This window comes from Parabacteroides sp. D25, assembly GCF_000307475.1.
Taxonomy (GTDB): Bacteria; Bacteroidota; Bacteroidia; order Bacteroidales; family Tannerellaceae; genus Parabacteroides; species Parabacteroides distasonis.
In genome coordinates this window covers 431,790-448,672 of sequence record NZ_JH976500.1, presented here as the reverse complement: position 1 = coordinate 448,672, position 16,883 = coordinate 431,790, and the positions used below count along the sequence as shown (strand labels likewise).

Annotated in this window: 10 protein-coding genes; 7 read left to right on the top strand and 3 right to left on the bottom strand. The window is 52.1% G+C overall.

The features are described 5' to 3' along the window. Positions 1-13 precede the first annotated feature (13 nt). From mfd to HMPREF0999_RS01700, 7 genes are all read left to right on the top strand, one after another. On the top strand, positions 14-3,376 hold the full coding sequence (mfd, locus tag HMPREF0999_RS01730) for a transcription-repair coupling factor (RefSeq protein ID WP_010183423.1): 3,363 nt from the start codon (positions 14-16) through the stop codon (positions 3,374-3,376). A 27-nt stretch (positions 3,377-3,403) separates the two neighbouring features. Further along, complete coding sequence (locus HMPREF0999_RS01725) at positions 3,404-5,305, top strand: AMP-dependent synthetase/ligase (protein ID WP_009275025.1); 1,902 nt, start codon at positions 3,404-3,406, stop codon at positions 5,303-5,305. Positions 5,306-5,587: 282 nt separating this feature from the next. Then, a complete protein-coding gene (locus HMPREF0999_RS01720) occupies positions 5,588-6,919 on the top strand; it encodes a C10 family peptidase (RefSeq protein WP_009275024.1) in 1,332 nt (443 codons plus the stop codon). A gap of 22 nt (positions 6,920-6,941) precedes the next feature. Further along, complete coding sequence (locus HMPREF0999_RS01715; protein ID WP_009275023.1) at positions 6,942-7,616, top strand: hypothetical protein; 675 nt, start codon at positions 6,942-6,944, stop codon at positions 7,614-7,616. Positions 7,617-8,039: 423 nt separating this feature from the next. Further along, positions 8,040-8,849, top strand: coding sequence for a DUF6261 family protein (locus HMPREF0999_RS01710; RefSeq protein WP_009275021.1), 810 nt, complete (start codon positions 8,040-8,042; stop codon positions 8,847-8,849). Positions 8,850-9,021: 172 nt separating this feature from the next. Then, positions 9,022-11,610, top strand: a complete 2,589-nt coding sequence (locus HMPREF0999_RS01705; protein WP_009275020.1) for a DUF5686 and carboxypeptidase-like regulatory domain-containing protein — start codon at positions 9,022-9,024, stop codon at positions 11,608-11,610. A 54-nt stretch (positions 11,611-11,664) separates the two neighbouring features. Continuing rightward, on the top strand, positions 11,665-12,960 hold the full coding sequence (locus tag HMPREF0999_RS01700; RefSeq protein WP_009275019.1) for a Na+/H+ antiporter NhaC family protein: 1,296 nt from the start codon (positions 11,665-11,667) through the stop codon (positions 12,958-12,960). A 151-nt stretch (positions 12,961-13,111) separates the two neighbouring features. Here HMPREF0999_RS01700 and HMPREF0999_RS01695 read toward each other — a convergent pair whose 3' ends face one another. From HMPREF0999_RS01695 to HMPREF0999_RS01685, 3 genes are all read right to left on the bottom strand, one after another. Further along, the gene (locus HMPREF0999_RS01695; protein ID WP_009275018.1) at positions 13,112-14,080 is read right to left on the bottom strand and encodes a hypothetical protein; all 969 of its coding nucleotides are present in this window, start codon (positions 14,078-14,080) and stop codon (positions 13,112-13,114) included. Between the two features lie 6 nt (positions 14,081-14,086). Next, on the bottom strand, positions 14,087-14,629 hold the full coding sequence (locus tag HMPREF0999_RS01690; RefSeq protein WP_009275017.1) for a ferredoxin domain-containing protein: 543 nt from the start codon (positions 14,627-14,629) through the stop codon (positions 14,087-14,089). Positions 14,630-14,700: 71 nt separating this feature from the next. Further along, the gene (locus HMPREF0999_RS01685; RefSeq protein ID WP_009275016.1) at positions 14,701-16,815 is read right to left on the bottom strand and encodes a KamA family radical SAM protein; all 2,115 of its coding nucleotides are present in this window, start codon (positions 16,813-16,815) and stop codon (positions 14,701-14,703) included. Between the last annotated feature and the right edge of the window lie 68 nt (positions 16,816-16,883).

Sequence of the window (16,883 nt, the reverse complement as noted above, 5' to 3'; positions counted from 1 at the left end):
ACAAGATATCGCTTTGGAAGTACAAGAATTATTGAAACTATATGCCGCTCACCCGCAAGTGACGGCGCTGGACACCCTACTGAAAAACGATACGTCCCGCAATATATTCCTAAAGGGACTGAATGGCTCGGGTCCGGCGATGACGATCGCCTCTCTTTTTACGAAAGGAAGGGGAAGCTATGTGTGTGTGTTGAACGACCAAGAGGAAGCCGGCTATTTCTATCACGACTTGATGCAGCTTACCGCCAGCAATGAGGTATACTTCTTCCCATCCGCTTACCGGAGGGCCATCAAGTACGGGCATGTCGATCCGGCGAACGAGATCCTGCGCACCGAGGTACTCAGCCGGTTGCAAGACCCGGACGCCTCTTTCGTGATCGTCACGTATCCGGACGCCTTGGCGGAACGAGTCGTGGCCCGGGAGGTATTGAAGGAGAATACCTTAAAAATCAGCGTGGGCGAGAAGCTGGATAATATGTTTGTCTCTGACGTGCTGGACGAGTATGGCTTCGAGCAGGTCGATTATGTATATGAGCCGGGGCAGTACGCCCTCCGGGGCAGTATCCTCGACGTTTTCTCTTTCTCCTACGAGTTCCCCTACCGTATCGACTTTTTCGGCGACGAGGTGGAGACCATCCGTACGTTCGACGTGGAGACGCAACTCAGCAAGGAGAAACTGGACAGCATCTATATCGTCCCGGAGATGAGCAAGAACGCCAAGGATAGTACTTCCTTGCTAGGTTCCCTCCCCCGGAACACCTTCATAGCGGCGAGAGATCTCGCATGGTGCAAGGAGCGCATCGGAAGCGTATGGAACGACGATCCGGTGGTAGCCGATGAGGAATCCTTCGCCGATATCGACCAGATGCGGAAGAAATTAGTCCAAGCGGAGGACTTCCTACGGGAGGTCTTGGATTTCCGTCGCATCCATTTCGGGGCACGGCCGATGGGAACGGCGGACGCTACCATCCATTTCTCTACGCAAACGCAGCCGATCTATCATAAGAATTTCGACCGGGTGAGTGAGTCGTTCCATAAATACCTCGACGAGGGCTATACATTATATATATTGAGCGATCAAGAGAAACAAGCCAACCGTATCCGGATGATTTTCGAGGATAGGGGCGACAATATCCCTTTCACCGCCGTAAACCGCACGATACACGAGGGATTCGCCGATGATACGCTACGCATCTGCTTTTTCACCGATCATCAATTGTTCGACCGCTTCCACAAGTTCAACTTGAAGAGCGATAAGGCACGAAGCGGAAAGATCACCCTTTCGCTCAAGGAGCTGAACCAGTTCTCGCAGGGGGATTATATCGTACATATCGATCATGGCGTAGGACAGTTCGGAGGATTGGTACGCACCGAGGTGAACGGTAAGATGCAAGAGGCCATCAAATTGATTTATCAGAATAACGATATTATATTCGTCAGCATCCATTCCCTGCATAAATTATCGAAATACAAGGGGAAAGAGAGCGGCGAGCCGCCTAAGTTGAGCAAGCTCGGCACAGGCGCTTGGGAAAAGATGAAGGAACGTACCAAGGCGAAGGTGAAGGATATCGCCCGGGACTTGATCCTCCTCTATTCCAAACGCAAGCAAGAGACGGGTTTCGCCTACACGCCGGACAGCTTCATGCAGCATGAGCTGGAAGCCAGCTTCATCTATGAGGACACGCCGGACCAGATGAAGGCTATCGCCGAGGTCAAGGCGGATATGGAAAGTACCCGTCCAATGGACCGATTGATTTGTGGAGACGTTGGTTTCGGAAAGACCGAGGTAGCTATCCGCGCGGCATTCAAGGCGGTATCGGACAATAAGCAGGTGGCCGTGTTGGTACCCACCACCGTACTGGCTTTCCAGCATTACCAGACGTTTTGTGAGCGCTTGAAGGATTTCCCTTGCAAGATCGATTATATCAGCCGGGCCCGTACGGCCGCGCAAATCAAGGCTACCTTGAAAGAGCTGAAAGAGGGCGAGGTGAATATCTTGATCGGCACCCACCGGATCGTCGGCAAGGATGTACGTTTCAAGGATCTGGGCTTGCTTATCATCGACGAGGAGCAGAAGTTCGGGGTATCCGTCAAGGAGAAGCTTCGGCAGCTGAAGGTGAACGTGGACACCTTGACCATGACGGCCACCCCGATCCCCCGTACCCTACAGTTCTCCTTGATGGGGGCCCGGGATCTTTCCAGCATCACCACGCCACCGCCCAACCGTTATCCCGTGCAGACGGAGGTGGAGCGTTTCAACCCCGATATTATCCGGGAAGCGATCAATTTCGAGATGAGCCGGAACGGGCAGGTGTTCTTCATCAACAACCGTATCCAGAACATCTACGAGATGGAAACCTTGGTACGGCGAGAAGTCCCCGACGCACGGGTAGCCGTGGGGCACGGGCAGATGGAACCGGAGAAGCTAGAAAAGATCATCCTCGATTTCGTGAATTATGAGTATGACGTATTGATAGCCACCAGTATCGTGGAGAGCGGCATCGACGTGCCCAACGCCAATACGATCATCATCAACAACGCCCAGCAATTCGGGCTTAGCGACCTCCATCAGCTACGCGGACGTGTAGGACGAAGCAACCGGAAAGCCTTCTGCTACCTCCTTTCCCCGCCCCTCACCTCGCTGACGCAGGAGGCACGGCGCAGGTTGCAAGCGATCGAGAACTTCTCCGAGCTGGGTAGCGGTATCCATATCGCCATGCAAGACCTCGACATCCGGGGAGCCGGGAATATGCTAGGCGCCGAGCAAAGCGGTTTCATCGCCGACCTAGGCTATGAGACGTACCAGAAGATTTTGGAAGAGGCGGTAGACGAATTGAAAAGCGAGGAATTCGCCGATCTTTACGCCGATAATGCCGAAGGGCACCGGGATACGGGCAGCGAATACGTCCGGGAGACCTATATCGAGAGCGACCTTGAATTGATGTTCCCTCCCACCTACATTCCCAACGACTCGGAGCGTATCTCCCTATACCGGGAGTTGGATAATATGGAGGAGGAACGTGACATCCTCGCCTTTACGGAGCGCTTGAAAGACCGCTTCGGCAAGATACCGAAGGAGGGCAAGGAGTTGATCCGGATCGTGCGCCTCCGCCGCATGGCCAAGAAACTGGGCATGGAGAAAGTGGTCCTGAAGAAAGGGCAGATGAGCCTCTTCTTGGTGAATAACCCGGATAGCCCGTATTACCAAAGCGAGGCGTTCGGCAAGCTGCTGGGCTTCATCCAAAAGCATCCCCGTGAGTGTAACCTCCGGGAGCAGAACGGCAAGCGAAGTATCGTGATCAAGAACGTCCCTACGGTGGAAGCGGCATGCGGCTACCTGCAAGAGATGGAAAAAATAAACTCAACCGACTTTTGACACATCCTCTTACAAACACGAAAAGATATGGAAAAGAAAACGATTATAGACCTTTTTGAGAGTTCAGTGAAGCGCTTCCCCGGTAATCCTTTTTTATGGGAGAAGACGGGCAAGCGATTCGAGCCAACCACTTACTCCAAGGTTCGCGACCTCGTCTATGAGGAAGGCGCAGGCCTCGTATCGCTGGGCGTGCGGAAAGGGGATAACATGGCTTTGCTGAGCGAGGGCCGCAACGCATGGATCATCGGAGAGCTGGCCATGTTTTACGCCGGGGCCACCAATGTCCCCCTATCCATCAAGCTGGAGGAGGCGAATGACCTCTTATTCCGCCTCGTCCACGCCGACGTGAAATATATCATGGTATCGGGCCAGCAACTCAAGAAAATCCGGGCGATCAAGGATAAGCTCCCCGCCGTACGGAAGATCATCGTACTCGACGAGCAAGCGGAATACCAAGACCGTGAGATGTCGCTGTCCGAGATACGCCGGATGGGGAAGGTCTATCTGGGTATTCATCCGCTAGAGGAGTTCTTGGCGATCGGGCAATCGCTGGGCAACGATGATTACGCCACCATCACCTATACCTCCGGCACGACCGCCGATCCGAAAGGCGTGATCCTCACCCACCGTAACTATACGGCGAACGTGGAGCAAGCGCTCACTTGCGTGGATATAGACGATACGTGGCGTACGTTGGTGATCCTCCCGTTGGACCATTGCTTCGCCCACGTGGTAGGATTCTACATCTTCATGTCGAAGGGAGCCTCGGTAGCTACCGTGCAGGTAGGGCGTACCGGTATGGAGACCTTGAAGAATATCCCTATCAATATAAAGGAGTTCAAGCCGTACCTGATACTGAGCGTCCCCGCCTTGGCGAAGAACTTCAAGAAGAATATCGAGCAAGGTATCCGAGCGCGAGGCAAGAACGCCGCCCGCCTTTTCAACCTAGCCTTACGGATCGGTTATATCTATAACGGGGATAGCGACGAGGAGGAAGGAAAAGGTTTCCGCGTCCTCTTGAAGCCACTGGTCCGTTTGTTCGACAAGCTATTGTTCGCGAAAGTCCGTGAGAACTTCGGGGGCGAGCTGAAGTTCTTTATCGGAGGGGGCGCCTTGCTGGATAAGGACTTGCAGAAGTTCTATTACGCCTTGGGAATCCCGATGTACCAAGGATACGGGCTGAGCGAGGCGACACCGATCATCTCGACCAACGGCCCCCGCCGCCATACCTTCGGCAGTAGCGGTGTATTGGTACGGCCCCTCGACCTAAAGATCTGCGACATGGACGGCAACGTACTTCCTCCGGGGGAGAAAGGCGAGATCGTCATCCGGGGAGAGAACGTGATGGCCGGCTACTGGAAGAACCCGGCATCGACGGCCGATACCGTAAAGGAGGGTTGGCTGTACACCGGGGATATGGGATATATGCGTGACGGGCTTCTTTATGTGTTGGGGCGTTTCAAGAGCCTGCTGATCGGAAGCGACGGGGAGAAATACAGTCCGGAGGGTATAGAGGAAGCCTTGGTAGAGCATTCCTCTTGCATCGACCAGCTGATCCTGTACAATAACCAGAGTCCGTACACGACCGCCCTGTTGGTCCCTAACAAAGAACGGTTGAGGAAGCATCTGGCCCACCAGAATCTGGACCTCACGAGCGATCAAGGCCGGGAAGAGGCCATCCGTATCATCCAGCGCCAGATCGACCGTTTCCGCAAGGGAGGCGACCTGTCCACCCTATTCCCGGATCGTTGGTTGCCGACCACCTTCGCCATCCTCCCCGAGCCTTTTACCGAGCAAAACGGCATGGTAAACAGCACCATGAAGATCGTCCGGGGCAAGGTAGAGAAAGCCTACGCCGCCCGTATCGCCCAGCTCTATACTCCCGAGGGGAAGAATCCGCTGAACAAGTGGAACAAGGAGGCGTTGTAGAGACGCGGCGAGCCGCATCTCATCCCTCGCGATGGGCCTTGCTACCCCGGCAAGGCCTTTGTTGTTTCAAGAGGGCCGCGACAAATGAATAATAACGAGATTTCATACAAGATTCTGATTACAGAATTTGTTTTTGTCCGATTTAATCCAGACCTTTATGACTCAACATTTACCTATTCTATTCAAAGAATAAATGGTCCCGTCTCTTCGGAGTTCCTTCTCAAGATCAACAAAGGTTGATAATCACTCTTTTCTCATGCTAATCTCTAAATCCAATCTCATATGAAAGCAACGAATACTTTACTGAGTACGATTATTATCGGCGTTACTTTAATAATCATGACGGGATGTTCACAAGGTGAAGATCTTATAGATGCTGGCACCCAAGCGTTAAACGCGGCGACAAACAATGACAAGGAGTTGGTCTTAACCGCCTCCGAGCAAATCGCCCTTTCCGTAAAACAGAAAGGTTCATACGATATCTCGGAAAAAGAAGCGAAAAAGAACTTCGAGAGCTACGCTAAGACCATCCACAAGGAGAAAGCCGTAAAAGTAAAAGCCCTCTCATTGAAGAAGAACAAGAAAAACGGGAGAAACCTATACTACGAAGTTATATTCGAAAACGACAAAGGAACGGGATTCTCCCTATTATCGGCAGATGAACGTGTAGACAAGCTACTTTGTTACTCAGAAAACGGGTCTATATCGGACACCTCGTTTAACAAGAGCTTGAAATACTGCCTAGAGCTAGTCGATTTGTATGTGGAGGGGCAAACCCAAAAAGAATTAGACATAGAAAGTCTTGCCTCTTCGGCGAACCAAAAGATTAAAGCGGCAAATAAAGGCAAGGTAATCACCAAAGCACTCCCACCTTTTGACCCCGACGACCCGAATAGCCCTTGGAGTTATGACCGGACAGACGTGAAAAACGAAGTCACCGAAAGGATCAAGCAAGTTCACGCAGGATGGCATCAAGGAAGTCCGTTCAACGATTTATTGCCATTGCTTCCTCCCGATTATACGCAAAGAGCCTATACGGGTTGTGCTATGGTAGCCGTCTCGCAAATCATGGCATATCACCAAAAGCCCTACAGCAATTATATCACGGCGGCGATGTGGCCTACGATGATCGCGAATTTAGACACCTCCGTAGAGCTAAAGCGCCTTATGCTTGATTTGTTTAATACGATGAACACAGGATATGATGCGACCGGGACAAGTAGCAATATATCCAAAGCCAGAGACTTCCTAAACAATAACGGCTATACCGCCGGATCCGCTCAAGATTATACATTTGACAGGGCTTGGAGAGCGTTAAGCTATGGCCCTACATATATAAGAGGAACAAGAGCTAGCGGTGACGGTCATGCTTGGATTATTGACGGAGTACGGAACACGAGAACCACCAGTACCGATATTTATACCATTACATATAACGGGAGAGTGTTTGAAGCCTCCGGTAGTTCTTCCATCACCTCCTTTCAGACCGTACGGTATGATTGGGGAGGGGGTAATGAAAACGATAACACTTGGTTTAACAGCGGTATTTTTACGCCATCATCTAACACAAGCCCATACGATCGAAATGTACGGATGATTAGCTATGTTTATTAATCAATTTAAAACTTCAAATCCTATGAGAAATATATTCCTTTTATACTGCGTAGCGCTAGCCGGCCTCTGCGCTTGCGAATCGGAAGAAAAAGTATATCCAGACGGGCCCGGTCTTAACGAGGTAGGCATGCAGATCGTGCTGACAGACCCGGAGCTGAACGATCTCTTGAACCCGGAATCCCCCAGCTTCCTTGGAGAAGAATATACGAAAGGCATCCTCGTCATGTACCTTAACGCGGGCAAAAAGACCCTCTGCCAATTCGTGCCTCAATACACGAACGAGGGAGGTACACAGAAAGAGTGGAACATGATCTATCCACCCTACGAGGACTATGAAAGAGACGGAAGGGTAAAAAAGAACACGAAAGGATACTATTACCTCCCGTTCCCTTTTAACAAAACAGAAGAGAATCAGGATGTCTCCTATATATACGTTCAGTACCCAAACGGAAGCGAGGATGAGATAAAATCACAAATGTACATCGCCGACGGCATATTCCTTATAGACCAGATATGGGTCAACGGCGAGCTCGCCTATTCCATGTCTCCCCGAGAAGGCTCCCTAAGCACGAAGCAGTATTACAACCCGGAATATTATCCGTTCTTGGTTCCTACGTTAGATGACAATGGCAAGCAGATCGGGGATCTGGTACAGCCCGAGGGCGGCACGCGTATCATCGTGATCAAGAAGAAATGATTTATCGCGAGGCCCGGCCACCAAGGTTGGGCCTCGCATTTTCTAAAGATTCCACCGCGCACCTGCCGCGGGATACCGCATTTCTCCAAGATTCGGCCTCGCGCCCGATGTACCCCCCGCATTTTTCGCGAATTCCACCACGCGCCTGCCGCGAGATGCCGCATTTCTCCAAGATTCGACCTCGCACCCGATGCACCCCCCGCATTTTTCGCGAATTCCACCACGCACCTGCCGCAAGGTGGAATATTTCCCTAAGATTCCGTTTCGCACCCGATGTAAGCCCCGTATTTTCGCAAGATTCGACTTTTCACCTGCCGCGAGGTCGAATCCGCGAAAAACACGGCGGTTCCCAGAGCTATATCAATCGATTTGTCGTACCTTTAGCCAGTGTTAAACAGATCATGGATCTAAATCAATAAGAAAATGGGAAAGATTACAAAAGTAAAAGACATTAACATCGCAAAATTAAACAACGCCGAGTACCGGACCTTCATGGCCCGCTACGGGAGCCTGATCGCAGGTGACGGCGGCGATTCCGAATCTCCCGACGAGATCAGCTTCGACCCGAACGACCCGCTGGGCATCCCCGCCGAGCTGCGCACGGCCTTCGACAGCGACTTCAAGCTGCTGACCGACGCCGTCAACCAATCCTCCGCCAGCGAGGAAACCGCGCAGATGTCCGCCATCGACAAGGAGCGAGACGACCTGCTCACCTTCATCACCTCCACCGTATCGCAAATGATGAAAAGCCCGCTGGCGGCGCAACGCACGGCCGCCGAGAAGCTATACCTCGCCGTGAAACCCTACATCGGCGCCGCACGCCTCGCCAACTTGCAGGAGACGGCCGCCATCGAGGGCTTGCTGACCGACCTAGCCAAGGAGGGCATGCCCGAGGCACTGGCGGCGATCACCCTCACCGAGGTAGTGGCCGCGCTGAAGGAGAAGAACCAGCAATACGCAGCCTTGACCGAGCAGCGCACCAACGCACGGGCCGACCTCCCGGTGGAGAGCGCCAAGAAAATCCGCCTCCGCATGGACGAGGAATACGACGAGATGACCACCTACGCCTTCGCCCAAAGCGTGGTGAAGCCCACTCAGGTGACGGCCACCTTCATCAGCCGCCTCAACGCGCTGATCGACGAGACCAACGCCCTCTACAACCAACGCATAGCGCTCGTGAAAGCCGCCGCCGCCAAGAAGCAAGCGGATAGCGAATCGCCGTCAGAGATATAAAGCCGTGAGGCCCTCATGTTTTTTAGATTTAAGAATGATGGGGCTCCCCTCCCTCCAAGGAGGGGATGCCCCATTGATTAATGATTATTAATAGCCTCTCCCCCCTCCCTCCCACGAAAAAAACATACCTTTGCCAACAGTATTATCCGTGAAGGAATAACGAGACATTTACATGATAAGATCTATTCGCTATATCACTTTGCTAGTCCTGTTACAATTCGTGACCGGCATTTCCGTCCTATACGCCCAGAGCATAACTTCCGCATCCGGAATCGTGAGAGACTCCGTAAGCGGGGAACCCCTATCCTACGTATCCGTCATGTTCGAGAACTCGACGATCGGGGCGATGACCGACGATGACGGGGCTTTCAGCCTCCAGAATGACAAAGGGCTTACCCGGCTGGTCGTATCCTCGCTTGGATATGACAATAAGGTCGTAAACCTAAAGGCGGGGCAAAAGAACAACGCCCTCAACGTGCTCCTCCGGCCTACCTCGTTCGAGATTGCCGAGGTAGTCGTCAAGCCTAAACGTGAGAAATATTCCCGCAAGGACAACCCCGCCGTGGAACTGATCAAGAAAGTCATAGAGCATAAGAACGACAACCGCATCGAGGCGAAGGACGAGTACCAAAGCGAGGTGTACGAGAAGCTCAGCATGTCGCTGGACGACTTCAACCCCAATCTCGAGAAGAATAAGTTCCTGAAGAAATTCAAGTTTATCAAGAACTATCTGGATACCTCGGAGTTCAACGGGAAACCGATCCTGACGATCTCCGTCCGTGAGACGATCTCCGACCAATACTACCGCAAACATCCCAAGGCGGAGAAGACGATCACCAAGGCCAAGCGCCAGCAGGGTATCGACAAGACATTGGACGATGGAGGCGCCATCACCGCCAACCTTGAGGAGATATTCAAGGGCGTCAATATCTTTGACAACAATATCAATATCTTGTTGAACCGTTTCGTGAGCCCGCTGTCTTCCACGCTGGCCGTCTCCTATTACAAATATTATATCATGGATACGGTGGACGTAGCCGGAGATAAATGTGTGGATCTCGCCTTCGTGCCTGTAAACAGCCAGAGCTACGGCTTCACGGGCCGCTTGTACATCACGCTGGACGGTAATTACGCCGTCAAGAAATTCCTCTTGAACACCCCGGCGAACATCAACCTCAACTGGGTGGACAAGCTCCGGATCGAGCAAGAGTTCAAGCGGATGCCGGATAGCACTTGGGTGCTCGCCAACGAGAATACCTACGTCAACTTCTATATCGTAAAGGGGGCGCAACAGCTCTACGCCCACCAGCTAAGGAATTTCGATAAGTATCAGTTCGACGTGCAGAACGCCGACTCGATCTTCGGCCTTCTCGGCACGATCCATGAGTTGCCCGAAGCCACCGCCCAGACCGACACCTTCTGGATACACAACCGCCATGTCCCCTTGAAAGAGAAAGAGAGCGCCTTGGACGACTTGCTGGCGCAACTTCGCAAGGTACCGGCTTTCAACGTGATCATCAAGACCGCCGAGATATTGATCACCGGTTATATCCCGACCACGGCGGACAAGGATAAGAGCAAGTTCGATTTCGGACCGATGAATACCACGTTCAGCGCCAACCATCTGGAGGGCTTCCGCATGCGTGTGGGAGGTATGACGACGGCAAACCTCAACCCGCACTGGTTCGGTAGCGGTTATCTGGCCTATGGCGTAAACGACCGTAAGCTAAAGTATAACGCCAAGCTGACGTATAGCGTGAACAAGAAGAAATATCACGAGGGAGAAAGCCCGGTGAACAATATCTCTGCGATCCAAGAGTACGACGTATATACGCCTGGTCAGGACTTCCTCTTCACCAGCAAGGATAATATGTTCGTGGCATGGAAGGTGGGCGAGCCCGTCACCATGATGCAATACATCCGCAAGACCATGCTCCAGTACCAGAAGGAATGGCTGAATGGCCTGACCCTTACCACTTGGGCGCGGAACGAGAACAACGAGGCGGCCGGAACGCTCCGCTACGACCGTTACGACGCCGACGGGACATTGACGAACCTAAAGAGTTTCACCAACACGGAGCTAGGGACCCAGCTTCGTTTCGCCCCGGGCGAGCGTGCCTATAACGGACGAGAGGGTAAGAACTCGCTTTTCAACCTCTCGAAAGACGCTCCCGTATTCAAGCTATCCCATCAGATGGGATTGAAGAACGTGTTGGGGAGCGACTTCAACTACAACCATACGGAGATCAGCGCCGAGAAACGGATCTGGCTCTCTTCCTTCGGACATATCGACGCCTTGGTGACGGCGGGCAAGGTATGGGACAAGGTTCCTTTCCCCTTGCTCATCATGCCGAATACCAACCAGTCCATCACGATCCAGCCGCAAGCCTTCAACATGATGCGTGCGCTGGAGTTCGTAAGCGACCAGTATGTTTCGTTCTACTTCACGTATTATATGAAGGGATGGATCTTAAACCGTATTCCCGGCGTGAAGTGGCTACGTTTGCGTGAGGTGATATCGTTCAGCGGTTTCTACGGAGGACTGACCGATAAGAATAACCCGGCCTTGGACCCGACGGGACTATACCGCTTCCCCGAGGGAACCTCGCCGATGGGCCGTACACCTTACCTGGAGGCCAGCGTAGGTCTGGAGAACATCTTCAAGATATTACGGATCGATTATTACCGCCGGTTGACGTATCTGGACCAACCGAATATCAAGAAGGGGGGCGTGCGTATAGCGCTGCGGTTCTCCTTCTAAGAGTTGACAGTTGAGAATTGACAGTTGACAGTTAAATGTAGGAGAGATAAGAAAATGGGGGAGTTGGAACGCAGACCGAACGCATGGGCATTGACGCCGCTGGTGGTATTCTTATTGACTTATTTGGTGATATCTATCGTGGCGGGAGATTTCTATAAGATGCCGATAACGGTAGCCTTCGTCATCTCCTCGATCGTAGCGATAGCGATCTCCAAGGGAGGCAAATTAAGCAACCGTATCGAGCAGTTCTGCCGGGGGGCGGCCAATAGCAATATCATGCTGATGGTATTGATCTTCATCCTCGCCGGGGCGTTCGCGCAGACCGCCAAGGCGATGGGTGCCGTAGACGCTACCGTGAATCTGGCGATGTCCATCCTGCCCGGTAACCTGTTGGCGGCCGGAATCTTCTTGGCCGCTTGTTTCATATCCATCTCGGTAGGTACGTCGGTGGGCACGATCGTGGCCTTGGCCCCGGTAGCCGTCGGTATAGCGGACAAGACGGGGATGCCGGACGCCCTTATGCTAGGTGTCGTGGTGAGCGGCGCCATGTTCGGCGATAACCTGTCGTTCATATCCGATACGACCATCGTAGCTACCCGCACGCAGGGTTGCCAGATGTCCGATAAGTTCAAGGTGAATATCCGTATCGCCCTCCCGATAGCGATCCTGACCGGATTGATATACGTGCTGGTGGGAAGCGGCGTGGAGAACGCTTACGCCCCGGCCCCGATCGAATGGGTCAAGGTGATCCCTTATCTGGTGGTGTTGGTAACCGCCGTTTGCGGGATCAATGTCATGCTGGTGCTATTCATCGGGATCGTCCTGTCCGGTATAGTAGGTTTGTGGACCGGTAGCTTCGATATCTGGGGCTGGAACGCCTCCATGGGATTAGGTATCACCAATATGGGCGAGCTGATTATCGTGACGCTTCTGGCAGGAGGCATGTTGGAGATGATCCGCTATAACGGGGGTATCGACTGGATCATCCGCAAGCTTACCTCCCGCATCCATTCCTCCAAGGGGGCCGAGATGAGCATAGCGGCCTTGGTGAGCTTCGCCAACCTTTGCACGGCCAACAATACGATCGCCCTCATCATGGCCGGCCCGATCGCCAAGGATATAGCGGACCGGTTCAAGATAGATCCCCGCCGCAGCGCCAGCCTATTGGATATCTTCTCTTGCTTCATACAGGGAATCATCCCCTACGGCGCCCAGATGTTGATGGCCGCCGGACTCGGGCATGTCTCCCCTATCGAGATCATGCAATATCTTTACTACCCATATCTATTGGGAGCAGGCGCCTTATTGGCGATCGCATTCAATTATCCGAGGAAATATACACTCGTATAGACTGCCCGTCCTTACGAAAAAACACAATAGTATTCAAAGCAAAAAGACTATTGTGTCCGAGATTGAATACTATTGTGTTCGCTGATGAATACTACCGTGTTCAAGTAGAAACACTGTAGTGCTTGGGAGCGATGGGAATACGGCAGTCGGATTAGCCGAACAAATCCAGCGTAAGCTGTTTCTTCGCGGCTTCCAGTTTACGAAGATGCCGCTTGCCTTGAGGGGTGACGATCTCCATCTTATCGAAACGGGTACGTATCACCGTAGTCACGGTATAGCTCACGTTGACCACCTCTCCTAGCTCCGACAGACGGCGAGCGATCTCCAAGACGCAATCGATGCACATGCCGCTCGTGAACGAGATCTTGTCCTCGAACATCTGTTTCTTGAAATCCTCATCTTGCATATAGAAATCGATTGTCTCGCCTCCCTTGTTGTAAATACCTTTCCAGCGATACTTACTGTCTTTCAGTACCGGCGAGATGATCTCTATCGTGGCCTTATTATCCTTGACAGTAGGCAGATCGTCGCTACGCAAGATAAAATAATCGAACTGGTCCCGCTTCACCTCCAGCGAACCGGAACGGCTACGATCCTTCTCGTTCAACTCACGTACCGAGATTTTCGTCACCTTCGGATACCCTTTCAAAGCCTCGTAGAAATTAGACTTACACTTACAGAAACGGGGCGAGGCGTTCAACAGGTCGATCAAGCGGTGTGAAGGCGTAGCCCCCGGAGTCTTCAGTCGTAGTTCACGGCGTAACTTGGACAGCTCACGCTGCATCTCCTCCTCGTCCGCCGGCGTACGGTCCATCAGCGGTTGTCCACCCACCGACAAGGAGGGACGGGTCAATATCTGCATCACCAAGTTCAACACGATAGAGATAGAGCGGCTACTCTCCCCGGCCACGCCCAGCTTCTCACGGAAACCACCCTCCTTATCGTAAGGCTCGTTGTAAACCGTCAGCTTCACGTCCAGCATATCCGCCAAGGAACGTATCAGCGTAAGAATCTCCTTCTCACACCGGTGCTTGGTCATGGCATCCATATAATTGGATTTATTATTAAAGGAATAACGTATCTCCAGCTTATTCGCGAATTTTAGAATAGAGTCACTCATTTGTTTCTAGTTTTTCGGTTCTTCTTTCGGTTTACGATCAAAAAACGGGTTCTTCGACGAGGCGCTGACCGGTATCGCCATCACGCATTTACAGTCTCCCAACAGCCCCAATCGCTGGGCCGCCAAGCCGGCGCTGAACATGACACGGGTATCCACACGCAAGTCCGCCGCCGTAGCGCAAGCCGAGCCGATTGCGATACCCAGATCGACGGAATTAATAGCGCACGGAACCAAATCCGGCTTCTCCACGCAGGTATCAAAACCGCAATGGGCGCAGTTCAAGCCTTGTATTTTCTGGGAGGTACCGATAATCACCACGGCGTCGGCACTCTTTATATTCTCGGCGTCACGGAGCAGGAACTTGAATCCGGTCTCGGCCGCTATCCGGATCATCTCATCGGATAGGCGCAAGATATCCCCATCCGTCACCATCGCTATCTCTATGATATCAATACCCTTGCCTTTAGGAGCCGTGCGAGCGGCTGTCATCATACGGCGTGCGGCCTGTAACACAAGCTCATGCCTGATTTCTCTTTCGTTCTGTATCATATCCTTCTAAATTCAATGAAACAAAATTAAGCAAAATATACGAAACCAAGGCAAACACATGAGGATAGAATTCATAATTCAAGATTAGTCATTCGGTCCGTGGCCTTAAAGGGATAAGCCGGGTATTCATAAATACTGAAACGAGGCTCGGTCTCTCCCTCGCAATAATTCCAGATCGTACGGTACTCATTGACATCCTCGCCTATCTCCTTCAATTGCCTAAGGTAAGCGGCCACGGATTTATTCTCCACGATATAGGCCTCACCCATTTGATCGATAATCGGGCTATGCCGACGGCTCCCGTCGTGATCGAACTTAAGAATCCGCTTTCCCTCGGAAGTCAGTCCAATGGTATGGAAAGTCATGCTCTTACCAATAGCGGGCAAGTTCAACACGTTACGATCCGTCCCGGCGAACAGCAACCCGTTCTCCTTCAGGAAACGAACCAAGCACTTGCCTAAAGGACGCTGGTTACGGATCATATCATACAACTCCGCCTGTTTCTCCTCCGGCACCTGCCCGAAGATCTTCTCCTCACGAGCCTCTTGCAACGAGCGGCTATTCGGGGTATAAACCGCATAATTCTCCCGGAATCCCTTCACGGAGAACGTATAATAGCAAACCACCCCAAGGGCGTTTAAGGTCTGCCGTAATTTCGCCGTATGCCCCCTACGGGAAGCCGAGACCGTATAAACCAACTGATTCGTGATCGTCCAGCCCGCCGCCAAGATCGCCTCGATAGCGTGCCTCGCCTCCGGTGTCACCTCCAGTGGAGACTGGAAATGCGTTTGTATATAGAACTGGCTCACGCCGATAGCGGAAGCCTTCTCCTTGAACTCCCTCAATATACCGACCAACTCGTCGGTCACACGCAGCGGAAGATAAGCCAGCAACCGGGAACCTAGCCGTACCCGTTGTAACTCGGCGTACTTCTCGCCCTCCGGACGGCTCTCGTTCGCCTTCCGTTTCCGCACCGCCATCTTATATACCGCCTCCAATATTTTACGCAAGGTAGCGTTCTGGCTCATCAAGGCATCCCCGCCCGTTATCAAGATATCCCTCAGTTGGGCGTCTTCCTCGAAATAACGCATCAGACGACGTAACTTCCGGTCCCAACTCTCCTTAGGCTTCAGGGCCTCGAAATCGAAATTCAACCGCTCGCTCTGGAAATCATACATGCGCTGGCAAGAAGCGCACAATCCACCGCAGGCACGCCCCATCGAATCGGGGATCAAGATCGCCACCTCCGGATACCTCCGGTGTATATTATGTCCCTCCGGCAATAGCCAACCCGCCGCGTTCGGCTCATCGGCAACGACCATGTCTTCCTTTTCCCACGCCTTAATGCTTCCATACGTATCTACCAGCTCGTTCGAGTACATGATGTACGATCGCACCGTAGCGTCGTCATACCCCTCATGTTCTATATTTAATAGGGAAAGATAATAAGGAGTCACAAAAAAGGGCATCCCCTTCTTTTTGGCACGGGCCAATAAGCTCATCGTCTCGTCCGACAGGGAATATCCCAAAAAGAAGTTCAATTCCGTAGGACTCTTGATCGCCATCGACAAATGGAAACGAGCGGTATTCCACCATTCACGTACCCGAGCCTCTTTCTCCTCATAGGAGATGCCCTCGGCGAACTGGAAACGTGACGAAGGGCTATGGCGTCTTTCTATCTTCTTGATCAAGCAAGCGATGATACGCTCCTTGTTCCTCTCACGGATAGCGATCACCTCCGGGTCAAGCCCGGTCGGCCAGCGGCTCATCTGCCTTTTCACCAATGCCCGGTCCGGCAGGATCTCAACCGGATGTTCCAATAAATCAAACTGATGGTATAGGTCGATAAATAAATCAGGAGAGACCTCATTTTCCAAATGGCCGGTCAGGAACTGCCAAAGATAAGTGACCGTCCGCACCGGAAGACGCTCGCCCGTAGACAGCTCGTCCACGAAAGTATCATCATGCTCAATCAAAAGAAGGATACGCCTCGCCACCGCCATTCCTACGTTTTCTTGGGTACTTTCCTTTTCCGTGAGCCAGGATAAAATAAGAGAACGCAAAGCATCCTTAAAATACTTTGCGTTCTCACTTTCTTCCGCTAAGGTCACCAACCAAGGGAAGCTCTGGTTATATACTTTTTTCAGTTTAGAAATGTCGGATACAAGATGTTCTTTTTTTATCATAAGCATGTCATTTTTGTAGATTAGAATACATTTGTAAAGCGTCCTCTTGACGATTTTCTACAAAAATA